Source organism: Streptomyces sp. NPDC038213, from assembly GCF_055600495.1.
Window position 1 is genome coordinate 20,635 of the sequence record NZ_JBVJYM010000003.1, and the last position, 22,766, is coordinate 43,400.

Here is a 22,766-nt window from a genome sequence, read left to right on the forward strand (position 1 = left end):
CTATGTTGGAGGGCATGACGGACCACCCGCACCCCCAGCCGCAGCCGGCGCGCGCCCAGCCGCAGCCGCAGCCGCTGAGCGAGCGCGAGACCGCCGTCCTCGCCTACGAGGCCCGCACCTGGCCCGGCCCCGGAGCCAAGGAGCGGGCCATACGCGAAGACCTGCGGATGTCCCCGGTCCGCTACTACCAGCTGCTCAACGCCCTCATGGACGACCCCCGAGCCCTGGCCCACGCCCCCGGCACCGTCAACCGGCTCCGCCGGATCCGCGAGGACCGGCGCGCCCGGCGCTGAGGGCCAGTAGGGTCGGAGCCATGGGGAGCCATCCGAACAGCCCGGACCAGCATCCGCAGCATCCGGAGAGCCAGCCGACACCCGTACCGGTACGGATACCCGTGTCCGGCACCGCCGCCGGACGCGAAGGGCTCGACGCGCTGCTGCGCTCGCCCCGCGACTCCGTCGTCGCGCTCGACTTCGACGGGACCCTCGCGGAGATCGTGCCGGACCCCGAGCGGGCCCGCGCCCATCCCGGGGCCGTACCCGCCCTCGCCGCCCTCGCCCCGCAGGTCCGCTCCGTGGCCGTGGTCACCGGCCGCCCGGCCGGGGTGGCCGTCCGCTACGGCGGCTTCGCCGGGGTCCCCGGACTGGAGCACCTGTCCGTACTCGGCCACTACGGCGCCGAGCGCTGGGACGCCGTCAGCGGGATCGTCCGGGCCCCCGCCGAGCACCCCGGGGTCGCCGCCGTCCGCGCCGAGCTGCCCGGGGCCCTGGACGCCGTCGGCGCCTGGCACGGTACCTGGATCGAGGAGAAGGGCCGGGCCGTCGCCGTCCACACCCGCCGGGCCGCCGACCCCGAAGCCGCCTTCGAGGCCCTGCGCGCGCCCCTCGCGGAGCTCGCCCGCCGGCACGGCCTGATCCTCGAACCGGGCCGGGCCGTCCTGGAGCTGCGGCCCCCCGGCATGGACAAGGGCGTGGCCCTGGCCGAGTACCTCGCCGAGACCGGCGCCCGCGCGGTCCTCTATGCCGGGGACGACCTCGGGGACCTCGCCGCCTTCGCCGCCGTCGAGAAGCTCCGCGCGGACGGGCTGCCCGGCCTCCTGCTGTGCAGCGGCTCCACGGAGGTCCCCGAACTGGCCGCCCGCGCCGACCTCGTCCTCGACGGCCCCGCGTCCGTGGTCGCCTTCCTCGCCTCCCTCGCCGCCGCGCTCAGCGACCGGGAATCCCCGGCAGGCCCGGAAGGCCCGGCTGCCCCGCCGCGCCCGGCAGGCTCCCCAGGTCCTCCAGCTGCCGGGTGAACCAGCGGGCCGGGGGCAGGGCGGTCGCCGCCGCCGCGAGGCGCTTCGTGCGCTCCGCCCGCTCCGGCCCCGGCATCGACAGGGCCTCCTCCAGGGCGCGGGCCGTCGCGCTGACGTCGTACGGGTTCACGGTGACCGCGTCCTCGTGCAGCTCCGCGTACGCCCCCGCCTCCGTCGACAGCACCAGCGCGCAGCCCTGGTCCGAGACCACCGGGATCTCCTTCGCGACCAGGTTCATGCCGTCGCGCACCGGGTTGACCAGGGCCACGTCGGCCAGCCGGTAGGCCGCCAGCGAGCGCGGGAAGTCGTCCTCCACGTACAGGTGCACCGGCCGCCAGTCCGCCGTCCCGAACTCCTCGTTGACCTCCTCCGCCAGCCTCGACACGTCCGCCGTGTACTGCCGGTAGACCGCCAGGTCCTGGCGGGAGGGGTACGCGAAGGCCAGGTGGACCACCCGGCCCCGGAAGGCCGGCCGCTCGCGCAGCAGCTCCCGGAAGGCCAGCAGCCCGCGCACGATGTTCTTCGACAGCTCGGTGCGGTCCACGCGGACCACGGTCAGGCAGTCCCCGGTCTCGGCCCGCAGGGCGGCGAGCCGGTCCTCGGCGGCCGGGCGGCGGGCCAGCTCCCGCAGCTCCTCGCCGTCCACGCCCAGCGGGTACACCGCCAGGCGGTCCCCGAGCCGGTCCCCGAGCCCGTGCTGACGGACGCAGCCGGCGAACAGGTCCGCCCAGACGGGGGTGTGGAATCCCACCCGGTCGGCCCCGAGCATCCCCTCCAGCAGTTCCCCGCGGACCTCGTGCGGCAGCATCCGGAAGTAGTCGGGCGCGGCCCAGGGCGTGTGGGTGAAGTGGGCGATCCGCAGGTCGGGGCGCAGGGCGCGCAGCTGCCCGGGGACCAGTGCCAGGTGGTAGTCCTGCACGAGGACGGCGGCTCCGGGCGCGGCCTCGGCGGCCAGGGCCTCGGCGAAGGTCCGGTTGTAGGCGGTGTACGCCTCCCACTGGCGGCGGAAGGCGGCGTCGAAGACCGGTTCGCGGGGGATCTCGTACAGCTGGTGGTGGGTGAACCACAGCACGCTGTTCGCGATCCCGTTGTACGCCGCGTCGTACACCTCCTCGGGGATGCCGAGCATCCGGACCCCGGGCTCGGAGACCCCGCGGGCCACGGCCTCGCGGTCGGCCGGGCCGAGGGCCGCGCACACCCACAGGGCGTCCGGCTGTTGCGCGAGGGCGGCGGAGAGTCCGGAGACGAGGCCGCCCCCGCCGCGGCGGGCGGCGAGTGAGCCGTCCCCCGCCAGGGAGTAGGTGAGCGGGCCACGGTTCGCTGCGACGAGCACCTGGGAAGCCATGCGGCGAACCTAGCCCGGCTCGGTTCCGCTCAAACGTTCCGGCTGTTTCCGGCCAAAGCTGCCGCAACCGGCGCGCGCGGGCTGCGGGAGACGGCGCGCGCCGGTTGCGGCGGGGGTGTGCGGGCCTCAGGCCGCGGGTCCGCTGGCGCGGCGTACGGCGTACTCCTCGACCTCGCGCATCGGCGGCCGCTCCTCGGTGTCCACCGGGTAGGTCCGCGGCACGAAGCCCTCCGGCCCGCGCTCGAACTGGGTCAGCTCCGGCCGCACCAGGTGCCCGCGCGAGAGCCGCAGCTGGGCGGTCCGGTAGATGGCCGCCGCCATCCGGCCGAGGGCCCGCCCGTCCTGGTGGCGGTGCAGCCGCACGCCCACGTCCACCTGCGCGAGGGCGTCCAGCCCGACCGTGTGCAGGGCGTCCACGAGCAGGCCCAGCTCGACCCCGTACCCCACGGGGAACGGCAGCCGCTCCAGCAGCGAGCGCCGTACGGCGTACTCCCCGCCCAGCGGCTGGACGAATCCGGCCAGCTGCGGCCAGTGCAGGTTCAGCAGCGGGCGGGCGACCAGCTCGGTGACCCGGCCGCCCTGCTCGGGCTCGCCCGCGCCGCCGCCCGCGCCGCCGGGGGTCCCCGTCCACGGCCGGTCGTACATGGCCTTGACGAACTGCAGCTCCGGGTCGGTCAGCAGCGGGCCGACGATCCCCGAGACGAAGTCCGCCGAGAAGTCCCGCAGGTCCGCGTCGACGAAGCACACGATGTCCCCGTCCGTGACCAGCAGCGAGCGCCACAGCACCTCGCCCTTGCCGGGCAGGGCCGGGATCCGCGGCAGGATCCCGTCCCGGTGCACCACCCGCGCGCCCGCCTTCGCGGCCACCTCCGCGGTCCGGTCGGCGGAGCCCGAGTCGACCACCACCAGCTCGTCCACCAGCGGGACGGCCTCCACGAGGTCGCGCCGGATCACCTCGACGATCTCCCCGACCGTCTCCTCCTCGTCGAGCGCGGGCAGGACGACGCTGACCGTCGTCCCCGAAGCCCGTTTGGCCGAGAGCAGCCGGTCGAGCGGACGGTCCGCGGCCGTCCAGGACCGGCCGGCCAGCCAGCGCTCCACCTCTTCCAGCACGGTCCGTACTCCCCTTTTGTGATCCATCTCGCGGTTCGGACGCCTGTCTCAGACACCCGCACCTTCGGTTACAGTCTTGAACAACGCGGACGACCATCGCATGTCGGGGGTCGAATGCCGCGCCGACAATCGAATACCGCTCATCCAGAGGGGCAGAGGGACACGGCCCGTTGAAGCCCCGGCAACCCTCCAGCCGGTCTCGTGCGCATCGTCGCCGCGAGGCTCCCGGCTCGGGAAGGTGCCAATTCCGTCTCATGGCGACGTCCGCCATGGGGAAGATGAGGAGAAAGGGCCTCGCCATCATGGCTGTACAGACTGTTACCCCCGCACAGGCCGACACGGTCGACCTCGGTCCCGCTGTCGCCCTCTCCTGCCGCGAGTGCGGAACGCGCTTCGACCTCGGTCCCCTCTTCGCCTGTGCCGAGTGTTTCGGCCCCCTCGAGGTGGCGTACGAGCTGCCGCTGGGGGACCCCGAGGCCCTGCGCAAGCGCATCGAGGCCGGCCCGGCCAACATCTGGCGGTACGCGCCCCTGCTGCCCGTCCCCGCGGACGTGGCCGGCAAGCCGAACCTGAACCCCGGCTTCACCAAGCTCGTCGACGCCGAGAACCTCGCCAAGGCGCTCGGAGTCACCGGCAAGCTGTACGTCAAGGACGACTCCGGCAACCCGACGCACTCCTTCAAGGACCGCGTCGTCGCCATCGCCGTCGAGGCCGCCCGCGCCTTCGGCTACACCACCCTCTCCTGCTCCTCCACGGGCAACCTGGCCGGAGCCGTCGGCGCCGCCGCCGCCCGCGCCGGCTTCCGCTCCTGCGTGTTCATCCCGCACGACCTGGAGCAGGGCAAGGTCGTCATGGCCGCGGTCTACGGCGGCGACCTCGTCGGCATCGAGGGCAACTACGACGACGTGAACCGCTTCTGCTCCGAGCTCATCGGCGACCCGCTGGGCGAGGGCTGGGGCTTCGTCAACGTCAACCTGCGCCCGTACTACGGCGAGGGCTCCAAGACCCTCGCGTACGAGATCTGCGAGCAGCTCGGCTGGCAGCTGCCCGACCAGATCGTCATCCCGATCGCCTCCGGCTCCCAGCTCACCAAGATCGACAAGGGTCTCCAGGAGCTGGTCAAGCTGGGCCTGGTCGAGGACAAGCCGTACAAGATCTTCGGCGCCCAGGCCGAGGGCTGCTCCCCGGTGTCCACCGCCTTCAAGGCCGGCCACGACGTGGTCCGCCCGCAGAAGCCGAACACCATCGCCAAGTCCCTGGCGATCGGCAACCCGGCCGACGGCCCGTACGTCCTCGACATCGCCCGGCGCACCGGCGGATTCGTGGAGGACGTCAACGACGAGCAGGTCGTTGACGCCATCAAGCTGCTCGCGCAGACCGAGGGCATCTTCGCCGAGACCGCGGGCGGCGTGACCGTCGGCGTCACGAAGAAGCTCATCGAGGACGGTGTCCTCGACCCCGCCCTCACCACCGTCGTCCTCAACACCGGAGACGGCCTCAAGACCCTCGACGCGGTCGCCGGGGACACCGGCCAGACCGCCGTCATCCGCCCCAGCCTGGACGCGTTCCGCGCCGCCGGCCTGGCCTGACCATCCCCCCTGCACCAACGGAAGGCAGTAGAGCCATGAGCGTCAACGTCCGCATCCCCACGATCCTGCGCACCTACACGGGCGGGCGGGCCGAGGTCCCCGCCGAGGGCGCCACCCTCGCCGAGGTCATCGCCTCCCTGGAGGCCAGCCACCCCGGCATCGCCGCGCGCGTGCTCGACGACCAGGGCGCGCTGCGCCGGTTCGTGAACGTGTACGTGAACGACGACGACGTGCGCTTCGAGGGCGGCCTGGAGACGGCGACGCCCGACGGCGCCGGCGTTTCGATCATCCCGGCGGTCGCGGGCGGCTGCTGAGCCCCTCCCGTACCTTCCGCTTGTTCTCCCGGATTGCCCTCTCCGCAAAAGCGGAGGGGGCAATTCTGCTTGGTTGGGCGCGGTAGGGTTGGGGTAGTGCCCGCTTTTGTTGCTGCCGGGCGCATATGCGCTGGCCATGTGAGCGTCGACATCGGGCCAAAGTCCTTGCCCCGTATGGGGGTTGAGGCCGGTTTTGTCCCGCCCGAGTTGCCCGGGAATCTGTGTCGAAATCGCCGGAAGTCGCGCTTTCTCCCTGTCCTGAATTCTCGTCGGACTGACCTGTTGCAGACAGCGTCGGTCCGGATACATTCAGCCGCGGTCGACGCGTTCCGACGCAATTTCTGACCCGGGACCGCGAAGTGCGGTCCTGCGCAGTGTGGTCCTGCGCAAGGGCCAGTAACAGGGGAGTTAGGCATGGCTCAGGGCACCGTCAAGTGGTTCAACGCGGAGAAGGGCTACGGCTTCATCGCGGTCGACGGTGGTGCGGACGTGTTCGTCCACTACAGCGCGATCCAGATGGACGGCTACCGCACCCTTGAAGAAGGTCAGCGAGTCGAGTTCGAGATCTCGCAGGGCCAGAAGGGTCCGCAGGCGGACATGGTCAAGCTGTCCGCCAACTGAGCGCGACGCGATCGGCCACGACGCACTTCACGCGCGCAGGGCCCGTACCCGACAAGGGTGCGGGCCCTTCGTGCGTCCTGGCCAGGCCTTCCTTCCGGGTCATGGGAAGGCGCTTGCACTCGAGGGGGTCGAGTGCTAATCATTGGCGTTAGCACTCTCCTGGTGAGAGTGACAAAAACGAGGACCGGGTCGGTGAGGTCCGCGGGGTCGGCGGGAAGGAAACCGCCGCTCACGCAGGCCGTCCGTCGCGGGCGCCAGGCGCGGTCCGGAGCAATCCACCCCAGTCCGGGAGGACCACTTCACATGGCCAAGATCATCGCGTTCGACGAGGAGGCCCGGCGCGGTCTCGAGCGCGGCATGAACCAGCTCGCCGACGCCGTCAAGGTCACCCTCGGCCCCAAGGGCCGCAACGTCGTCCTCGAGAAGAAGTGGGGCGCCCCCACGATCACCAACGATGGTGTCTCCATCGCCAAGGAGATCGAGCTGGAGGACCCGTACGAGAAGATCGGCGCCGAGCTGGTCAAGGAAGTCGCCAAGAAGACGGACGACGTCGCCGGCGACGGCACGACCACCGCCACCGTCCTGGCCCAGGCGCTCGTCCGCGAGGGCCTGCGCAACGTGGCCGCCGGTGCCAACCCGATGGCTCTGAAGCGCGGCATCGAGAAGGCCGTCGAGGCCGTCTCCGGCGCCCTGCTGGAGCAGGCGAAGGATGTCGAGACCAAGGAGCAGATCGCTTCCACGGCCTCCATCTCCGCCGCCGACACCCAGATCGGCGAGCTCATCGCCGAGGCGATGGACAAGGTCGGCAAGGAAGGCGTCATCACCGTCGAGGAGTCGAACACCTTCGGTCTGGAGCTCGAGCTCACCGAGGGCATGCGCTTCGACAAGGGCTACATCTCGGCGTACTTCGCGACCGACATGGAGCGCATGGAGTCCGCGCTCGAGGACCCGTACATCCTCATCGTGAACTCCAAGGTCAGCAACGTGAAGGACCTCCTTCCGCTGCTGGAGAAGGTCATGCAGTCCGGCAAGCCGCTGCTGATCATCGCCGAGGACGTCGAGGGCGAGGCCCTGTCGACCCTGGTCGTCAACAAGATCCGCGGCACCTTCAAGTCCGTCGCCGTCAAGGCCCCGGGCTTCGGCGACCGCCGCAAGGCCATGCTCGGCGACATCGCCATCCTCACCGGCGGCACGGTCATCTCCGAGGAGGTCGGCCTCAAGCTGGAGAACGCGGGCCTCGACCTGCTCGGCCGCGCCCGCAAGGTCGTCATCACCAAGGACGAGACCACCATCGTCGACGGTGCCGGCGAGAGCGAGCAGGTTGCCGGTCGCGTCAACCAGATCCGCGCCGAGATCGAGAACTCCGACTCGGACTACGACCGCGAGAAGCTGCAGGAGCGCCTGGCGAAGCTCGCCGGCGGTGTTGCGGTCATCAAGGCCGGTGCCGCGACCGAGGTCGAGCTCAAGGAGCGCAAGCACCGCATCGAGGACGCCGTCCGCAACGCGAAGGCGGCCGTCGAGGAGGGCATCGTCGCCGGTGGCGGCGTGGCCCTGCTCCAGGCCTCCTCGGTCTTCGAGAAGCTCGAGGGCGACCTCACGGGCGACGAGGCCACGGGTGCCGCGATCGTGAAGCTGGCCCTCGAGGCCCCGCTGAAGCAGATCGCCGTCAACGCCGGCCTCGAGGGCGGCGTCGTGGCGGAGAAGGTCCGCAACCTGCCCGTCGGCCACGGCCTGAACGCCGCGACCAACGAGTACGTGGACCTCATCGCCGAGGGCATCATCGACCCGGCGAAGGTCACCCGCTCCGCGCTGCAGAACGCCGCCTCCATCGCGGCCCTGTTCCTGACCACCGAGGCCGTCATCGCCGACAAGCCGGAGAAGGCTGCCGCCGCTCCGGGCGGCATGCCGGGCGGTGACATGGACTTCTGATCGTCGCCTCCGGGCAGCGATCGGTGTTCTGAGCGGACGGTCCAGTCCGCACCGAGGGCGGTACTTCTCCCGAGAGGGAGGGGTGCCGCCTTCGGGCGTTTCCGGGGGTGGGGCGGGGTGGGGCCGGGGTTGGTGGGTGCTGGTGGGGGCCGGGTTCAGCTGGCGAAGCCCTTGAGCTCCTCGGTGTCGAGCGGGAAGCCGACCGGTTCGGGCAGGTCGAGCTCCTCGCCGTACGGGCGGGTCTCCTCGTGCCGGTAGGCGCCGCCCTCCGGGGACCCGTAGACGGTCAACGTGCCGGAATCCCGGTCGACCAGGAGGTACACAGGGATGCCTGCCGCGGCGTAGCCGTCCCGTTTGTCGTGGCGGTCGCGCCGGTCGGTGTCGCGGTCGTGCGAGGTCACTTCCACGGCCATCAGCACGCCGGCCGGGTCGGACCACTCCCCGTGTCCGGTGAAGTGCCCGCGGGGGGCGAGGGTGCCGTCGGGACGGGCGCGCCCGTTGCGGTACTGCTCGGTGCGCAGCCCCCGCTCGCGGTACAGGCGCAGATCGGGCCGGTGCGCCATGCACTGGTCCGCGACCCACATGATGATCTCGTCGTGGTCGCCGTCGGGCACGGGCTTGACCTCTAGCTTTCCGTTGAGGAATTCGAGCGTGACGGTCTCCGGCGCATGTCGGGCCAGGGCTTCGAAATCCTTCACGGACATCTGGGCGTGCGCGGCGTGCTCGGCGGTGCTGCGGGTCATGGCGTCGCCTCCTCGACTCCATGGTGCCCCGGCAGCGGGTCCGCGGACCGGTTGAAGGGTCATCCGGGGGTCCTTTCGCGCAATCCGCCCGCCGCACGGACCCGCGCCGCGTGCGCGCGGACCTGGGCGGGGGTGAGGTGGGTGCGGAACGTCGGGGTGGTGGTGGGGGGTCCTGCGGAGTCGGAGGGTGGCGGCTGCCACGGCTGTGCAGGCTGCGGCCAGGGCCGGGGCGGCGAAGAGGGCCGGGGAGAAGGTGGCGGGGCCGGCCACCGTGGCCAGGGCCCAGCCGATGCCGGAGTCCGGCAGTCCGCCGTACTCGCCGGACAGGCGCTGGAGCGAGGCGGGGTAGAGGGGTGCGGCGACGGTGTACGCGATGGCCGCGGCCAGGGCGGTGCGGTGGAGTCGCGGCAGGCCTTGCAGGTGGCGCGAGGCCAGGAAGTGGATGCAGAAGAAGCAGGACGCGAAGGCGAGCGAGCCGAGGGCGAGGGCGACCCGCCGGAGCTCGGGCGCGTCGAAGAGCCGCACCGGGTCGGGCAGCGGCAGCGCGGCCTGCGCCGCCAGCTCCGCCGCGCACTGCGCCTCGTCGAACGAGTCGCCCGTACACCACCACTGCGCCCAGGGGGCCAGCCAGCCGCTGACCGTGCCGGTGCAGAGGAGCAGGAGCAGGGCGGTCGCTGCGGCGGTGACGAGGAGCGAGGTGCCCAGGCGGGCGGGGAAGGTCTCGTACGGGCCTAGGAGGGCGCGGCCCAGGTGGGGGGTGGGTGCGGAGTCTTCCTCGGGGGTGGGTGCGGGTGCGGGCTGGGGAGTGCCCAGGGCCTGGTGGGCATGGGTCACGGCTGCGGTGATGCCGCCCACCACGCCGAGCAGCAGGGCGTGGCCCGTGGCCGCGCGGGCGTCGGAGAGCAGGAGCACGGTGTCCGAGCCCCGGTCCGCGGAGGCGGCGGCGAGGCTGCCGAGGCGGGTGAGGGCGAGGGCGAGCAGTGCGGCGGGCGCGGCGGCTGCCGCGTAGGCGATCTGGAGCGCGTTGCCGCGGTCGGCGCCCGGGGCGGCGCGGCGGGCGAGGAGTGCCGCGGGTGCGGTGAGCAGACACAGGAAGGCGAGCAGCCACCAGGCCTCGGCGGCGAAGGCCGCGAAGCCGGTGTGGGGGCTGATGAGCAGGCTCGGCGAGACGGTCAGGAGCCGGAAGAGGTCCGGGACGGAGGTCGCCTCGCCCAGTTCGTCGGCCCAGTCGATCTGGAAGGGCAGCGTACCGAGGGTGTGGACGGCGGCTACGGCCAGGGCGGCTGCGGTGTAGGGGGTGTGGGGTTCGGGTCGGGGTTGGGTGTGGGTGCGCGGCTGGGGCTGGGTGTGGGGCTCGTTCATCGGGTGGCCGTCGGTTCTGCGGGTGCTTCGCCCGCGGCTGCGTCTGTTGTCGCTGCGGAGACCCGGAACGGCCTGCCCTCGTCGTCGAGCACCGTCTCGTGGACCTGCTCCCCGTCCCACCACGTGACGGTGGCCCGCCACTCCGTGTAGTGCTGCTGGGTGCGGCCGACGAAGAGCAGGCCGAGGTACTTGGGGCGGGTGAGGTTGTAGGGGAGGGTGAGCGGGATCTTGTTCCAGCGGAGGGACTCCGCGCGGGCCGCCTTCTGGTGCGGGCTGTTCTGGAGGTAGCGCCAGCTCACGGGCCTGCCGACCGGCAGGGTGTCGAGGTCCACGAACAGGGCCCGGCTGACGTCTCCGCCGCAGCCGGCGGGCGGGACGGGGCGGCCGGGCAGCGGTGCCTCCCGGCGGAGGACGGTGACCTTCACTTCCTGGATCTGTACGGGGGTCTGGGTGGCTGCCCGCATCGAGACCGAGGCGTCCACCTCGCGGTGGTGGGTGATGCGGCGCTCGCGCTCCCAGCGCGTGAGCAACCGGTCCTGCGTGTCGATGTCCGTCAGGCGGGCGCGCAGGTGCTCGTTTCCCGGGTTGACCATCCAGGTGCTGACGCAGGGGTCGTTGCCGAGCCCGGTGTGCACGCCGAGGGCCGGCTCGCCGAAGGCGGCCTCGTATGCGGACGTGGCTGCCGGGGTCAGCAGCGGCACCAGCCCGAGCACCAGGGTCACCACCGCGATCTGATTCGCGGCCCCGGCCCGCCGGAACCGGGCCCAGGCGCGCCGAAGGCGGCCTGGGGGGCGGGGGGTTGAGGGGGCGGGGGGTTGAGCTTCCTGTGGGGGTTGGATTGCGGGTGCGGGTGCGGGTGCGGGTGCGGGTGCTGCCGCCGTCGGCTCCGGCGCAGGAGATGCGTTTCCCGTGGTTTCGGTACTCATGGCGTCCCCCCGTGGACATGAACGGTCAACCTGCCGACCGTACAAGCATTTTGGCGGACGCGGACGCGGACGCGGACGCGGGGAGCTGAGAGGTAGGCCCTCGCTTGCGGGTTGAGCTGTGGCCCTCAGCGGGGTTGGCGGGGTGGCCGGTTGGGGGCATCCCGCCATGCGTGACGGTGATTCCGGGGCGGGAGCCGTCGCCGGTCAGCGTCGGCCCAGCTGATCCCGTTCCTCTGGGCCCCGCCCTTCGGGCGGAAGGACCACCGGCCGCGGCGGATCGCTACGTGGCGGGGGCTGTCCGGCGGCTCGGGGGCGGGGCTGGTGCCCGGAGTGTCCCGGTCCGGTAGGTGTGATCCCTTCGTGATCTAGGTCCGTACAACGATCGGCCCGTCGTCCGGGTCCAACCGGGCATGAAGTCTCGTCTCCCGCTCCTCGCCGCGGCCGGGCTGGTCGCCCTCGGGCTGTCCGCCCCGGCCGCCGTCGCCGCCGTGTCCGCCGCTCCGTCCGCCCTCACCACTGTGAAGGCTCCGCCCGCCGAGGACGGGCAGGTCCGCTTCTCGATCGCGCCCGGGAAGGTGAACCTCGCCCCCGGCCGCGGGCAGGAGCTGAAGGCGTTCTTCGAGAACAAGGGCGCCGAGTACAGCGGAAAGATGACCTTCGTCCTCGACTTCGCCGGGATCGCCGACTTCGGCTGGGGCGTGGTCGACTTCCCGTACGACGACTGCCCGACGGTCGGCACGAAGGTCGTCTGCGAGATCGAGGACGTGCGGCTGCGGGCCGGGGGCCTGCGGGAGTTCACCGGGCTGTCCCTCTACGCGAAGGAGGACGCGAAGCCGGGCGCCCGCGGGACCGTGAAGGTGACGGCCGAGATCGACGGCCGGACCGTCGTGGCGGGCAGCACCGAGGTGGTCGTCGGCGGCCCCGACCTGGCCGTGCACTGGAAGGGCGGCACCGATGTGCAGGCGAAGCCGGGCCGCCGCTTCTCGGTTCCCCACACCTTCTCCAACAAGGGCCAGGAGGCCGTCACCGACGTCCTCCTGATCGGCGACGCCTCGTACGGGCTGGCGCGCGGCGCCGAGTACTCCAACTGCGCGTACGCGGACGGCACCGTGCTCCACGCGGGCACCACGGGCAGTACGACGTACATGTGCCGGATCAAGGGCACCTTCCTGCCCGGCAAGACGTACGAGCTGAGCGCGCCGATGTCGGTGAAGGTGCTTCCGCACGCCCGGTACAACGAGAGCTTCTCCTTCGAGGTCCTGGAGGACGTGGCCCCGAACCGCAAGGCCTGGAAGCTGGACCGCGCGATCCGCAAGGGCAAGGGCGCCGCGCTGGCGCTCAAGGAGGTCCAGGCCCCGGCGGCCCGCGCGGCGGCGATGGACGGGGTCAAGGACACGAACCCGTGGAACAACGGGGAGCGGGTGCGGCTGCGGGTGCCGGGCACGAACGCCGACTTCGAGGCGCTCGGCGGTTCGGTCACGGGCAAGGCCGGCGACACGGTCACGGCCAGGGTCGGGGTGCGCAACAACGGCCCTGCGTGGATGCTCGCCGACCCGTACAGCGTGGTCGCCAGTCTGGAGCTGCCCGACGGCGTCTCCATGGTGGAGAGCGACCCGCGCTGCCCGCAGTGGGAGGGCGACCGCGGCGAGGACGGGGACGGCACGCCGGACCCGGGCCCGGTGCCGAGCTGGCGTTGCAGCGTGCACGTGCCCGACCGGGACTACATCAAGCCCGGTGACGAGTGGGAGTTCACGTTCAAGCTGAAGTTGGACGAGGACCTGAAGGACGCGGCGGGCACCTTCAAGACCTGGATCACCGAGGACGGTGAGGGCGACGTGCAGCCGAAGAACAACACCGCGCAGCTGGTGGTCAACCCGACCGACACCGGTACCACGGGCGGTACGGGCTCCGCCGGCGGCGACACGGGCTCCACCGGCGGCACGGAGGGCACCACCGCGGGCGGGTCCACTGCCGGCGGCAACACGGCCGGTGGTGACTCCGGTACGACCGGCAGCAGCACCGGCGGTACGAGTGGTACGGGCAGCACGTCCGGTACCGGCGGCGGCGGTGGCGGCGGGGACCTGGCGGTCACCGGTACGACGGCCCTGTACGCGGGCGGGGCCGCCGCCGTGGCCCTCGGCCTCGGCGGCGGCTTCCTCGCCCTGTCCCGCCGCCGGGCCGCGGCCCGGCGCGTCTAGAGCGAGGCCACGAAGACGGCCCACGCCGGCGCGTTGAACGCCAGGTGGGGGCCGTCGGGCCGCTTGGAGTCGCGGACGGGGACGATGCCGGTCACTCCGTCTGCGACTTCCAGGCAGTTCCCGCCGTCGCCGCCGCTGTAGGTGGACTTGCGCCAAGTGGCCATCTCCAGGCAGTCGCCGCCGTCCCCTGCGCTGTAGCTGGACTTGTGCCAGGTGGCTGTAGACAGGTCGTACTCAGGCGTCTTGGTCATGTTCGTAGTCCTCCGCCACCGACTCGATCAGAGCCAGGGAGTCGCTTGGTGAAAGCGCGCTGGCTGTGAGGAGATCGTAGGTCAGCGTGTGGTGGGCGACAGTAGCCGGATCGTCGAAGAGCTGGCCCGCGCCAAGAGCCGTCACGTACGCCAGCGGGGGTGCGATGGCGAAGGTCATGAGCTTGAGCGTTCCCGCCAGCGACGCGTGCGCGCCCTGGGCGAACGGGAGCACCTGCACGATGATCCGGTGCGCACGGATCAGCTTCGCGATGTGCCTCAAAGCCTCCGCCATGGCGGGGCGCCCACCGACCACGCGGCGTACTACGGCCTCGTCTAGAACGCACCACAACATGGGCAGTGTTGGGTCCCGCAGAAGGGCGGCCCGCTCCAGCCGGTTCGTCACCAGCTCCTCGATGACGTCTTCCGTTGCCGTCGGCTGATAGGCGCGGAAGATGGCGCGTGCATAGGCCTCGGTCTGGAGCAGGCCCGGAACGATCAGGGGGGCGTACTCCCGAATCGTCGTCGCCTCGGTCTCCGCCTCCGCCGCCTCCGCGAAGTGGTCCGGATACTTCGACTTCGCCGCTGCCCCGCAGTTCCGCTCGAAGAAGCCGTTCGTGCCGAGCAGTTCGTCGATCTGCCGGGCGAAGTCCACGTGCATCCGCCGCGTACCCGCCTCCAGTTGGCCGATGAACGAGCCGCTGACGAAGAGCGGTTCGCCCAGTTCGGCCTGGCTCTTGCCCGCCCGTTCCCGTGCCACGCGCAGCTCCGCGCCGAGCAGCGCCCGTGGTGAGGAGGACGGGTCGAGGTTCTTCGCTGCCATGAGAACTCCCTCGGCAACAGGTGCCGTTGTTCGGCTGCCGTCCTTGAAAGGCTAGCGACGCCGTCGCCACGCTGTGTACAGAAGTCGAATACTCAGAGTCGGCAGAGTGGAAAGGCGGCGCCCCCATGGTGCTCCAGGCGCACGAGCGGTTTCAGGCGGTTCAGGAGGCGATCACGCAGTTGAGGGAGGCGCTGGACGGGGTCGGGGTCGTGCTGCCGTCCCTCGGGATGGACCAGGTGTCGGCCGCCGGGGCGTACGGGCTGCCGCTGATCGACCTGGGCCGCTGCAACCTCGACACGGCCATGCGGCTGGCCGCCGTACTGCACGAGCGGTCTCAGGCGTGAGCCGGCTTTCCGGAGGCGTCCGAGAGGCGTGGTGCCGGCATGGGTGAGGCCGATGAAGCCCCGGTACCCGGTGAGGGGCCGAGCAGCGGTATCTCCGTCACGCTGACGGCGGGCACGCTCCAGGCCATTCGCGAGCGGGTCGGGCCGCGTGGCGTTTCCGCGTATCTGGAACGCGCCGCGCACCGACAGCTTGAGCGGGACGCGCTGGACGAGTTGCTCGCCGACTGCGAGCGGGTGAACGGCCCTGTCGATCCGCAAGCGGTGGCGGACAGGCTGGCCAAGCTGACGGGGGAGTCGTCGGCGGGGGAGGCTGTGTGAGCAGTGCCCTCTGACCGGGACCCGTGGACGGACACCGGCCGCGCCGTGAGGTGTACGGCGCGGCGCGGGGTGGTTCGGTGGGGCCGGAGGGGTCAGGTCAGGGCGGGTTCACGGTCCGGTGTCGGGGGCGGGGTGGGCGCGGGGTCCTCTTCGCCCGTGTCGAACTCGGCCAGCATCTCCTTCGTGAAGCCGAAGAAGTACGTGGCGAGGAAGCCGACGAGGTAGCCGACGCCCAGGCCCGCCGCGTAGACGGCGATGGTGGCGAGCATGCCGTGGTCGCCGTCGAGGAGGGGGAAGAGGGCCCAGCCCGAGGGGCCGATGGCGGTGGAGCCGAAGGACAGGCCGAGCTGGTTGAAGAGTCCGACGAAGGCGCCGCCGGCCGCGCCGCCGACGCAGGCGGTGATGAAGGGGCGGCCGAGGGGGAGGGAGACCCCGTAGATGAGGGGTTCGCCTACGCCCAGGAAGCCGGCCGGGAGGGCGGACTTGATGGTGCTGCGGATCGAGCCGTTGCGGGGGAGGCGGAAGTAGACCGCGATCGCCGCGCCGACCTGGCCGGCGCCCGCCATCGCGAGGATCGGCAGCAGGACGGTGTATCCCTGCTGCTCGATCAGGGTGGTGTGGATGGGGATCAGGGCCTGGTGCAGGCCGAGCATGACCAGCGGGAGGAAGAGGCCGCCGAGGACCAGGCCGGCGAGGGCGCCGCCGTGGGTGAGGAGCCAGTCGGCGCCGGTGCCGATGGCCTGGGAGACCTCGCCCGCGACGAACATCAGGCCGAAGATGGTGACCAGGCCGGAGATCAGGACCGTGAGGGTCGGGGTGACCAGGACGTCCAGGGACTCCGGCACCCAGCGGCGGCACCACTTCTCCACGTACACGGCGAGGACGGCCGCGCCGAGCGCGCCGAGGACGCCGCCCTGGCCGGGGGAGAGGGTCAGGCCGAAAGCGGTGATCTTCGCGACGCCCGGGAAGACGATGATCGCGGCGACCGCGCCGCCGAGGATCGGGGTGCCGCCGAACTCCTTCGCGGTGTTGTAGCCGACGAAGACCGCGATCAGGGACATGAAGCCCGAGGCCATCGCGGCCAGGGCGGGGACCAGGGCCGGGGCCCAACCCAGGTTCGTCAGGAGCCCGTTGAGGCCAGCGATGATGCCGCAGCCGATGAGGGCGGGGATCAGCGGGACGAAGATGTTCGCGATCCGGCGGAGGAGCAGTTTGAAGGGGGTGGAGTTCTTCGCCTTCTGAGCTGCTTTCAGGGCGGCTCCCTGGGCGGCGAGTTCGTCGGCCGTCGTCGGGTTTCCGGGGGCTGGGGCCGGGCTGTCCGTCGGCGTGCGGCCCTGGGCGACGAGGGCCTCGAACTCGGGAGTGACCCGGGCCACCGTGCCGGGGCCCAGGACGATCTGGTACGTGTCGTCCTCGACCACGCCCATGACCGCGGGGACGGCCTTCAGGGCCTCCTCCTGGACCAGGCTGCGGTCGCGCAGGCCGATCCGCAGGCGGGTCATGCAGTGGGCGATCGAGGTGATGTTGTCGGGGCCGCCGACCAGCGGAAGGATCGCGGCGGCGGTGGCGCGGTTCTTGTCATCGGCCATGGTGGGTGCCTTGCTTCGGGGGGTGCGGGCAGTGCGGGGTGCTCGGGGGAGGTGCGGGCTCAGCGGGCGTCTGCGGCCGCCGCGGCCAGGGCCTCGCGGAGGCGGCCCGCGGAGGCGTCCAGCAGGCGGGCGGCGGTGGGGGCGTCGACCGCGCCGAGGATGACGAGGATCGCCTGCTTGACCTCGCCGCCGCTGGCGGCGAGTGCGGCCTCGATCTCCTCGTCTGGGGCGCCGGTGGCCTGGGCGACGATCCGGCGGGAGCGGGCGCGCAGCTTCTCGTTGGAGGCGCGCAGGTCGACCATCAGGTTCCCGTAGGTCTTGCCGAGGCGGATCATCGTGACCGTCGAGAGCAGGTTGAGGACGAGCTTCTGCGCCGTACCGGCCTTCAGGCGGGTGGAGCCGGTCAGGAACTCGGGGCCGACGACCACCTCGATGCCGTGCTCGGCCGCGGCGGCCAGGGCGCTGCCGGCGTTGCAGGACAGCCCGACCGTGAGCGCTCCGAGGCTGCGGGCGTACTCCACGGCCCCCACGGCGTACGGGGTGCGGCCGGAGGCGGAGATGCCGACCACGGTGTCGTCCGGGCCGACGTGGAGGGCCGCCAGGTCGAGGGCGGCCAGCTCGGGGGAGTCCTCGGCGCCCTCGACGGCCGTCACCATCGCGGAGGGGCCGCCCGCGATCAGGCCCACGACCTGGGCGGGGTCGGTGTTGAAGGTGGGCGGGCACTCGCTGGCGTCGAGCACGCCCATCCGGCCGGCGGTCCCGGCGCCCATGTAGACGAGGCGGCCGCCGCGGGCCATGCGGGCGGCGACGGCGTCGACGGCGGCGGCGATCTGCGGGAGCTGTGCGGCGACGGCGGCGGGGACGGTGGCGTCCTCGGCGTTCATGGTGCGGACGATGTCGAGGGTGGACCGCCGGTCGATGTCGGCGAGTTCGGGGCGGAAGGCCTCGGTGGTGAGGGCGTCGAGCTGGGCGCGGAGTTCGGTGTACAGGGGGGTGTTCACGGGTGCGGTCTCCAGTCGGTGGTGCGGGCGGGCGGGGCGGGGTCAGGGGGTGCGGTGGCGGGGGGCGAGGGCTTCGTAGGAGGCGGCGAGGGCGGGGGCCGCGGTCTCGTACGTCTGCTGGGCCACCCCGACGAACAGGCAGTCCACGACGAGCAGTTGGCTCGTACGGCTGGACATGGCCGCCGGGCGCAGCTCGCTCTCGCGGGCGGTGGAGGTGGTCAGGACCAGGTCGGCGCAGCGGGTGACGGGGGCCTCGGGGCGGCCGGTGATCGCGATGGTGGTCGCGCCGCGTCCGAAGGCCGTGCGGAGGGGGTCGACCACGTCGCCGGTGGTGCCGGAGTGGGTGACGGCGACGGCGGCGTCCCCGGGGCGGAGCTGGACGGCGTTGGTCATGGCCAGGTGGGCGTCGCCGTGGGCGTGGGCGATCAGGCCGATGCGCAGCAGCTTCTGGGCGAGGTCCTGGGCGACGAGGGCGCTGGCGCCGACCCCGTATATGTCGATGCGGCGGGCGGCGGCGAGGGCGGCGACGGCGCCCGCGAGGGCGGTGAGGTCCAGGGCGGCGGCGGTGTCGGCGAGGGTCTGGCGCTCGTCGGCGGCGAGTTTGGCGACCACGTCGGCGAGGGGGTCCTCGACGGTGATGTCGGCGGTGACGGCGGGGGCGGCGCCGGACTCCTGCTGGGCCGCGAGCCCGGCGAGGGCGAGGCGGAGCTCCTTGTAGCCGGGGTAGCCGAGGGTGCGGGCGGTGCGGACGACGGTGGCCTCGCTGGTGCCGGTGCGCTCCGCGAGGGCGGTGACGGTGAGGGCCGCGCAGCCGGCGGGGTCGGCGGCGACGGCTTCGGCCACGGCCTGCATGGAGCGGGTCATGGAGGGGGCGAGGCCGCGGATGCGGGCGCGGAGGGCGGCGGGGGCGGCTGCGGTCGGGGCCGGCGGCCGGGACGGGGCCTCGGTGAAGGTTTTCTTCCGTGGCGTGCTCACACCTGAAAGGTATTTTCAGCAGTGATCCAGTTCAAGACGGCGTAAGGCATGACAAAAACGTGTCTTAGGGAGTGGAGGACGAGGCCCTTCGTCCCTGGACGCCTCCGGGGCCACAATGGGCCCATGGACCACTCGACCCCGCTGGAGACGGCGCTCCACGCCGCCCGTGCCCTCGTCCTCGCCGATCTCGTCGCGGGGCGGGTCGCCGACGCCGACGTCGTCTCGCTCGTCGAGGACTCCGTCGTGCACCGGCGGTGGTGGGTGGAGCAGTGGCCGGAGGGGGTCGACTACCTGGCCGGGCTGGTCGCCCAGGACGTCCAGGACGCGCTGCTGGAGAAGTACGGGCGCTGGCCGCTGTGCCCGGTCTGCGGGCACGGGGAGCCGCACGCGCTGGACGTCGAGCCGGAGCTCGGGCCGGATCCGCACTGGGTGTGCGGGAAGGCCGGGGTGAAGGTGGCGTCGGTCGGGACGCTGTCCGCCGTCTTCGGCGGCGGCGGGCGGGACCTGGGCGCGTGACGGTCTACATCGATCCGCCTACCTGGCCGGGGCACGGGCGGATGTGGTCGCACCTGGTCAGTGACGTGTCGTACGAGGAGCTGCACGCGTTTGCGGTGGTGATCGGGGCGCCGGAGCGGGCGTTTGACGGGGATCACTACGACGTGCCGTCTGAGCACTATGCGGCTGCCGTTGCTGCGGGGGCGGTTGAGGTCGGGAGCAAGGAGCTGGTCCGCCGCCTGACCGCCGCGGGCCTCCGCCGCCCCAAGGGCCGCCCCGCCCCCTGACCCCGGGTCCCGCTGCGCGGGGCCTGTTCCCCTACCCTCCCCCAGACTCCGTCCGGGGGGACCCCCTCCTTCCCGAACTGGGGCTCCGCCCCAGACCCCGCGCCTCAAACGCCGGCGGGGCTGGAGGTATCCAGCCTGCGCGGCGTTTGAGCGCACCGGGCGCGGAGCGCACGGTATGGGGGTCCGGGGGCCTGCCCCCGGTTTCGGGAAGGGGCGGGTAGGGGAAGGGCCCGCGCAGCGGACCCGGCGGCTACGCGACCGGGGTGGTGGTTGGCCGGGCCGGGGCCGCGGGGTGGGTGGCCACGATGCGGGTCGGGGGTGGCGGGGTGCGGTGCGACAGGCGCAGGGAGACGACGGCCAGGGCCGCCGCCGCCAGGGTCATGGCCGCCCCGGCCCAGGCGGCCGCCGGATAGCCGAGCCCGGCGTCGATCACCGTGCCGCCCAGCCACGGCCCACCCGTGTTGCCCAGGTTGAAGGCCGCGGTCGTGGTCGCACCGGCCAGCGTGGGGGCCGCGCCCGCGACGTTGAACATGCGGGCGTTCAGCGCGGGGGCCGTGAAGAAGGCCGAGACGCCGAGCAGGAAGGCCAGGGCGACGGCGGCCGCGGCCAGGCCGCCGAGGAGGGCCAGGGCGGCCAGGAAGGCGGTGGAGAGGACCGTTCCGCCGATGGTGACGCGGAAGAGGTTCGCGTCGGCGTACCGGCCCCCGACGGCCGTACCGATCAGTGCGCCCAGCCCGAAGAGCCCCAGCACCCACGGCACCCAGCCGGAGTCCAGCCCGGCGACGTCCGTCAGCAGCGGCGCCAGGTAGCTGAAGGCGCAGAAGACCCCGCCCGCGGCGAGCGCGGTCACGGCCACGGACAGCCACACCTGCCGGTCCCGGTAGATCCGCAGCTCGCGCCGGAGCGTCGGCTTCTGCTCGGGCAGCGGGATGTGCGGGATGCGCAGCAGGATCCCGGCGAGGGCGACCGCGGAGGCGGCGGCCACGGCCCAGAAGGCGGAGCGCCAGCCCCAGTACTCGCCGAGGAAGGCCCCGGCCGGCACGCCGAGCACGTTCGCGATGGACAGCCCGCCGATCATCACGGCCATGGCGCGGGCCCGGGCGTTCTGCGGGACCATCGCGATGGCCACGGCCGCGCCCACCGACCAGAACCCGGCGCAGGCGAGCGCGCTGAGCACCCGGGAGGCGAAGAGGAGCTCGTACGAGGGGGCGAGGGCGCCCGCGACCTGCCCGAGGCCGAAGAGGGTGATCAGGGAGACCAGGGTGGTGCGGCGGGGCAGCCGCAGGGTGGCCACGGCCAGCAGCGGGGCGCCGACGACCATGCCGATCGCGAACGCGGATATGAGCAGTCCGGCCTGCGGGATGGTGACGTCCATGTCCCGTGCGATCGGCGGGAGCAGCCCGGACAGCATGAACTCGCTGGTGCCGAGGGCGAAGACGGACAGGCCGAGGATGTAGACGGCCACGGGCATACGGGGGCGTTCGGTCGCTGCGGGCATGAACTGGATCAACCCCGAGCAAGTCCGGTCCATTCCCCCGCCGTGCGGGGCGTCACACGGCGTTCACGGTTCCGGAGCCGGTTCCGGGGGAGGGGCTACGTCAGCGTGGCCAGTTCCGCGGCGAGGTTGCGGCGGGCCACGGGCTCCCAGTGCGCGGTGCCGTACGGGGTGCGGAAGAGCCGGGGGAGGTCGAGGAGCTGGCGCAGGACGGCCGCGCGGCCCTCCCGGAAGGCGTCCTCGGGCACGAAGGAGTACTCCTCGCGGACGGCGGCGACGTACGCGGCGTAGGAGTCGGGGTCCCCGGCGAGCACCGCGAGGTCGGCGTCGCACAGCACCTCGCCGTTGGTGTCCCCGGGCGCGGGGTCGTGGGTGACGGTGAGCCGGACCAGGCGGGCGACCTCGGCGGTACGGGCCGCGGGCAGGCCGAGCTCGGGCAGGGCCCGCTCGGCGAGGGCGGCGCTGCGCTCCTCGTTCTCGGAGCGGTCGGGCCGGTAGACGGCGTCGTGGAACCAGGCGGCGAGGCGGACGGCCTCGGGGTCCTCGGCGTGGGCGGCGAGCGCGTCGACGTGGTCCAGGACGGCGGCCAGGTGGGCGGTGGTGTGGTACCGGCGCTGCGGTTCGGCCCAGGCGGTCAGCAGGCGGGCCGCGTAGGGCGCGGGGTCGACGGCGGTGGCTGCGTCGGCTGCGGGGGTGGCGGCCGGCGCGGCGGATGCGTCAGCGGGCCGGTCTGCGGCCGCGGCCGCTCCGCGGGCGGCGCGGACGGTCTCGTGCCAGCGTTGTACGAGCCGATCCGCGAGTTCTGGTGCGGTCCGGGCGGTGTCGGTAGCCATGCGGCCATTGTCGTCCGGGCGGGGGAGGTGACGGTGTGGGAGGGGTGGCGGTGGCGTGAATGTGCTGGTGGAACGCGGCTCGGCGCCCGTACCCTGTAATTGGACTAGACCTATTCTCCATATCGTCAGCTTTCTGAGCTTGCGTGTGTATATCCGTCTTCCCGAAGGAATGAGGCCCTATGAGCAGCCGTGCAGGCCGTGCGGTCCTGGAGGTGATCGCCCTCAGCGCCGAGGACGCGACCGCCGCCCAGGCCGGTGGAGCGGACCGTCTGGAACTGGTCACCGACATGGCCGCGGACGGACTGACCCCGCCGCGCGAGACCTTCGCCGCGATCCGCGCCGCCGTCGACATCCCGCTGCGCGTGATGCTCCGGCTGTCCGACGGCTTCGCCGCCGGCGGCCGCGCGGACCTCGACGCCCTGGTCGAGGCGGCCCGCGGGCTGCGCGCGGAGGGCGCGGAGGAGTTCGTACTCGGCTTCCTGCTCCCGGACGGCACGCCCGACCTCCAGGCCGTGGAGACCCTCGCCGCCGAGCTCCACGGCTGCCGCTGGACCTTCCACCGGGCCATCGACCGCGCCGCCGACCGCGACCAGCTCCGCAAGGCCCTCGCCGACCTCCCCGGCCTCGACACCTACCTCACGGCGGGCTCCGCCTCCGGCGTCCAGGACGGCCTCCCGGTCCTGGTCGCGGAGGCCGCCCGGCGGGGCGAGCCGGGGTACGAGCCGCAGATCCTGGTCGGCGGCGGACTCCAGCTGACCCACGTGCCGGAACTGCTCGCCGCGGGCATCGACGCCTTCCACATCGGCGGCGCGGCCCGCCCCGACGGCTGGGACGCCCCGGTCTCCCCGGCCGCGGTCGAGGACTGGCGCCGGGCCCTCGACGGCTGACGCCGCCGTGCGGGTGAGGCGCAGCCGCCCCGCCCCG

23 protein-coding genes and 1 riboswitch are annotated in these 22,766 nt (G+C 72.7%); of the genes, 12 read left to right on the plus strand and 11 right to left on the minus strand.

The genetic code is table 11. The features are described 5' to 3' along the window. The first annotated feature begins 14 nt into the window (after positions 1-14). Positions 15-293 carry a DUF3263 domain-containing protein gene (locus tag ACZ7JZ_RS05430; protein WP_470933471.1) on the plus strand — a complete coding sequence of 93 codons (279 nt, stop codon included), beginning with the start codon at positions 15-17 and terminating at the stop codon, positions 291-293. A gap of 20 nt (positions 294-313) precedes the next feature. Then, entirely contained in the window at positions 314-1,294 is a 981-nt protein-coding gene (gene otsB / locus ACZ7JZ_RS05435; RefSeq protein WP_470933472.1) for a trehalose-phosphatase, read from the plus strand. On the opposite strand, the gene ACZ7JZ_RS05440 is transcribed toward otsB, so the two are convergent. Then, a complete protein-coding gene (locus ACZ7JZ_RS05440) occupies positions 1,206-2,639 on the minus strand; it encodes an alpha,alpha-trehalose-phosphate synthase (UDP-forming) (protein WP_470933474.1) in 1,434 nt (477 codons plus the stop codon). The two genes, otsB and ACZ7JZ_RS05440, sit on opposite strands and share 89 nt — an antisense overlap. Positions 2,640-2,765: 126 nt before the next feature. After that, positions 2,766-3,752: a glucosyl-3-phosphoglycerate synthase gene (locus ACZ7JZ_RS05445; RefSeq protein ID WP_470933476.1), complete on the minus strand. Its 987-nt coding sequence runs from the start codon at positions 3,750-3,752 to the stop codon at positions 2,766-2,768. A 137-nt stretch (positions 3,753-3,889) separates the two neighbouring features. After that, positions 3,890-4,037, plus strand: a riboswitch (SAM riboswitch). Between the two features lie 17 nt (positions 4,038-4,054). Here ACZ7JZ_RS05445 and thrC point away from each other — a divergent pair. From thrC to groL, 4 genes are all read left to right on the plus strand, one after another. Further along, positions 4,055-5,341 (plus strand): threonine synthase, encoded by a 1,287-nt coding sequence (thrC, locus tag ACZ7JZ_RS05450; protein ID WP_470933478.1) that lies wholly within the window; start codon positions 4,055-4,057, stop codon positions 5,339-5,341. Between the two features lie 35 nt (positions 5,342-5,376). Beyond that, positions 5,377-5,655 (plus strand): MoaD/ThiS family protein, encoded by a 279-nt coding sequence (locus ACZ7JZ_RS05455; RefSeq protein WP_470933480.1) that lies wholly within the window; start codon positions 5,377-5,379, stop codon positions 5,653-5,655. Between the two features lie 414 nt (positions 5,656-6,069). Continuing rightward, positions 6,070-6,276, plus strand: coding sequence for a cold-shock protein (locus ACZ7JZ_RS05460; RefSeq protein WP_470933482.1), 207 nt, complete (start codon positions 6,070-6,072; stop codon positions 6,274-6,276). A 303-nt stretch (positions 6,277-6,579) separates the two neighbouring features. Continuing rightward, positions 6,580-8,205 carry a chaperonin GroEL gene (gene groL / locus ACZ7JZ_RS05465; protein ID WP_470933484.1) on the plus strand — a complete coding sequence of 542 codons (1,626 nt, stop codon included), beginning with the start codon at positions 6,580-6,582 and terminating at the stop codon, positions 8,203-8,205. 155 nt (positions 8,206-8,360) lie between these two features. Here groL and ACZ7JZ_RS05470 read toward each other — a convergent pair whose 3' ends face one another. Next, positions 8,361-8,948 (minus strand): Uma2 family endonuclease, encoded by a 588-nt coding sequence (locus ACZ7JZ_RS05470; protein ID WP_470934158.1) that lies wholly within the window; start codon positions 8,946-8,948, stop codon positions 8,361-8,363. Between the two features lie 1,358 nt (positions 8,949-10,306). Continuing rightward, complete coding sequence (locus ACZ7JZ_RS05475) at positions 10,307-11,032, minus strand: hypothetical protein (protein WP_470933486.1); 726 nt, start codon at positions 11,030-11,032, stop codon at positions 10,307-10,309. A 614-nt stretch (positions 11,033-11,646) separates the two neighbouring features. Here ACZ7JZ_RS05475 and ACZ7JZ_RS05480 point away from each other — a divergent pair. Further along, positions 11,647-13,434, plus strand: a complete 1,788-nt coding sequence (locus tag ACZ7JZ_RS05480; protein WP_470933488.1) for a hypothetical protein — start codon at positions 11,647-11,649, stop codon at positions 13,432-13,434. Here the strand turns inward: ACZ7JZ_RS05480 and ACZ7JZ_RS05485 are convergent. Next, a complete protein-coding gene (locus tag ACZ7JZ_RS05485) occupies positions 13,431-13,685 on the minus strand; it encodes a DUF397 domain-containing protein (protein ID WP_470933490.1) in 255 nt (84 codons plus the stop codon). The genes ACZ7JZ_RS05480 and ACZ7JZ_RS05485 overlap by 4 nt on opposite strands. Continuing rightward, positions 13,669-14,505 carry a helix-turn-helix domain-containing protein gene (locus tag ACZ7JZ_RS05490; RefSeq protein WP_470933492.1) on the minus strand — a complete coding sequence of 279 codons (837 nt, stop codon included), beginning with the start codon at positions 14,503-14,505 and terminating at the stop codon, positions 13,669-13,671. The genes ACZ7JZ_RS05485 and ACZ7JZ_RS05490 overlap by 17 nt, the downstream gene beginning before the upstream one ends. Before the next feature lie 125 nt (positions 14,506-14,630). Here ACZ7JZ_RS05490 and ACZ7JZ_RS05495 point away from each other — a divergent pair, with 125 nt between their 5' ends. Both ACZ7JZ_RS05495 and ACZ7JZ_RS05500 read left to right on the plus strand, forming a co-directional pair. Beyond that, positions 14,631-14,849, plus strand: coding sequence for a hypothetical protein (locus tag ACZ7JZ_RS05495; protein ID WP_470933494.1), 219 nt, complete (start codon positions 14,631-14,633; stop codon positions 14,847-14,849). A 39-nt stretch (positions 14,850-14,888) separates the two neighbouring features. Next, positions 14,889-15,167 (plus strand): hypothetical protein, encoded by a 279-nt coding sequence (locus ACZ7JZ_RS05500; protein WP_470933496.1) that lies wholly within the window; start codon positions 14,889-14,891, stop codon positions 15,165-15,167. A 92-nt stretch (positions 15,168-15,259) separates the two neighbouring features. Here ACZ7JZ_RS05500 and ACZ7JZ_RS05505 read toward each other — a convergent pair whose 3' ends face one another. Genes ACZ7JZ_RS05505 through ACZ7JZ_RS05515 form a run of 3 tightly spaced genes read right to left on the minus strand, consistent with a single transcriptional unit; the run spans position 15,260 to position 18,642 of the window. Continuing rightward, positions 15,260-16,756 carry a PTS transporter subunit EIIC gene (locus tag ACZ7JZ_RS05505; protein ID WP_470933498.1) on the minus strand — a complete coding sequence of 499 codons (1,497 nt, stop codon included), beginning with the start codon at positions 16,754-16,756 and terminating at the stop codon, positions 15,260-15,262. Positions 16,757-16,815: 59 nt separating this feature from the next. Next, positions 16,816-17,757 carry an N-acetylmuramic acid 6-phosphate etherase gene (murQ, locus tag ACZ7JZ_RS05510; protein ID WP_470933500.1) on the minus strand — a complete coding sequence of 314 codons (942 nt, stop codon included), beginning with the start codon at positions 17,755-17,757 and terminating at the stop codon, positions 16,816-16,818. Between the two features lie 42 nt (positions 17,758-17,799). Next, complete coding sequence (locus ACZ7JZ_RS05515) at positions 17,800-18,642, minus strand: MurR/RpiR family transcriptional regulator (RefSeq protein ID WP_470934160.1); 843 nt, start codon at positions 18,640-18,642, stop codon at positions 17,800-17,802. A 213-nt stretch (positions 18,643-18,855) separates the two neighbouring features. Between ACZ7JZ_RS05515 and ACZ7JZ_RS05520 the strand changes: the two genes are divergently transcribed. Together ACZ7JZ_RS05520 and ACZ7JZ_RS05525 are read left to right on the plus strand one after the other, a co-directional pair. After that, positions 18,856-19,248 (plus strand): hypothetical protein, encoded by a 393-nt coding sequence (locus ACZ7JZ_RS05520; protein ID WP_470933502.1) that lies wholly within the window; start codon positions 18,856-18,858, stop codon positions 19,246-19,248. Continuing rightward, positions 19,245-19,514, plus strand: a complete 270-nt coding sequence (locus ACZ7JZ_RS05525) for a DUF4031 domain-containing protein (RefSeq protein ID WP_470933504.1) — start codon at positions 19,245-19,247, stop codon at positions 19,512-19,514. Before ACZ7JZ_RS05520 ends, ACZ7JZ_RS05525 begins: the two co-directional genes overlap by 4 nt. 250 nt (positions 19,515-19,764) lie before the next feature. Here the strand turns inward: ACZ7JZ_RS05525 and ACZ7JZ_RS05530 are convergent, their stop codons facing one another. Both ACZ7JZ_RS05530 and ACZ7JZ_RS05535 read right to left on the minus strand, forming a co-directional pair. Next, positions 19,765-20,985 carry a Cmx/CmrA family chloramphenicol efflux MFS transporter gene (locus tag ACZ7JZ_RS05530; RefSeq protein WP_470934162.1) on the minus strand — a complete coding sequence of 407 codons (1,221 nt, stop codon included), beginning with the start codon at positions 20,983-20,985 and terminating at the stop codon, positions 19,765-19,767. Between the two features lie 122 nt (positions 20,986-21,107). Next, the gene (locus ACZ7JZ_RS05535; RefSeq protein WP_470933506.1) at positions 21,108-21,842 is read right to left on the minus strand and encodes an HD domain-containing protein; all 735 of its coding nucleotides are present in this window, start codon (positions 21,840-21,842) and stop codon (positions 21,108-21,110) included. A gap of 179 nt (positions 21,843-22,021) precedes the next feature. On the opposite strand from ACZ7JZ_RS05535, the gene ACZ7JZ_RS05540 reads away from it, so the two are divergent. Next, the gene (locus ACZ7JZ_RS05540; RefSeq protein WP_470933507.1) at positions 22,022-22,729 is read left to right on the plus strand and encodes a copper homeostasis protein CutC; all 708 of its coding nucleotides are present in this window, start codon (positions 22,022-22,024) and stop codon (positions 22,727-22,729) included. The last annotated feature ends 37 nt before the right edge of the window (positions 22,730-22,766 follow it).

Bases quoted from the DNA above. Each gene is read 5' to 3' on its own strand.
- ACZ7JZ_RS05520 (WP_470933502.1), top strand. From the start codon at position 18,856: ATGGACCACTCGACCCCGCTGGAGACGGCGCTCCACGCCGCCCGTGCC.
- ACZ7JZ_RS05430 (WP_470933471.1), top strand. From the start codon at position 15: ATGACGGACCACCCGCACCCCCAGCCGCAGCCGGCGCGCGCCCAGCCG.
- ACZ7JZ_RS05455 (WP_470933480.1), top strand. From the start codon at position 5,377: ATGAGCGTCAACGTCCGCATCCCCACGATCCTGCGCACCTACACGGGC.
- ACZ7JZ_RS05505 (WP_470933498.1), bottom strand. From the start codon at position 16,756: ATGGCCGATGACAAGAACCGCGCCACCGCCGCCGCGATCCTTCCGCTG.
- ACZ7JZ_RS05485 (WP_470933490.1), bottom strand. From the start codon at position 13,685: ATGACCAAGACGCCTGAGTACGACCTGTCTACAGCCACCTGGCACAAG.
- ACZ7JZ_RS05480 (WP_470933488.1), top strand. From the start codon at position 11,647: ATGAAGTCTCGTCTCCCGCTCCTCGCCGCGGCCGGGCTGGTCGCCCTC.
- ACZ7JZ_RS05530 (WP_470934162.1), bottom strand. From the start codon at position 20,985: ATGCCCGTGGCCGTCTACATCCTCGGCCTGTCCGTCTTCGCCCTCGGC.
- ACZ7JZ_RS05540 (WP_470933507.1), top strand. From the start codon at position 22,022: ATGAGCAGCCGTGCAGGCCGTGCGGTCCTGGAGGTGATCGCCCTCAGC.
- ACZ7JZ_RS05460 (WP_470933482.1), top strand. From the start codon at position 6,070: ATGGCTCAGGGCACCGTCAAGTGGTTCAACGCGGAGAAGGGCTACGGC.
- groL (WP_470933484.1), top strand. From the start codon at position 6,580: ATGGCCAAGATCATCGCGTTCGACGAGGAGGCCCGGCGCGGTCTCGAG.
- ACZ7JZ_RS05495 (WP_470933494.1), top strand. From the start codon at position 14,631: ATGGTGCTCCAGGCGCACGAGCGGTTTCAGGCGGTTCAGGAGGCGATC.
- ACZ7JZ_RS05535 (WP_470933506.1), bottom strand. From the start codon at position 21,842: ATGGCTACCGACACCGCCCGGACCGCACCAGAACTCGCGGATCGGCTC.
- otsB (WP_470933472.1), top strand. From the start codon at position 314: ATGGGGAGCCATCCGAACAGCCCGGACCAGCATCCGCAGCATCCGGAG.
- ACZ7JZ_RS05470 (WP_470934158.1), bottom strand. From the start codon at position 8,948: ATGACCCGCAGCACCGCCGAGCACGCCGCGCACGCCCAGATGTCCGTG.
- ACZ7JZ_RS05490 (WP_470933492.1), bottom strand. From the start codon at position 14,505: ATGGCAGCGAAGAACCTCGACCCGTCCTCCTCACCACGGGCGCTGCTC.
- thrC (WP_470933478.1), top strand. From the start codon at position 4,055: ATGGCTGTACAGACTGTTACCCCCGCACAGGCCGACACGGTCGACCTC.
- ACZ7JZ_RS05500 (WP_470933496.1), top strand. From the start codon at position 14,889: ATGGGTGAGGCCGATGAAGCCCCGGTACCCGGTGAGGGGCCGAGCAGC.
- ACZ7JZ_RS05440 (WP_470933474.1), bottom strand. From the start codon at position 2,639: ATGGCTTCCCAGGTGCTCGTCGCAGCGAACCGTGGCCCGCTCACCTAC.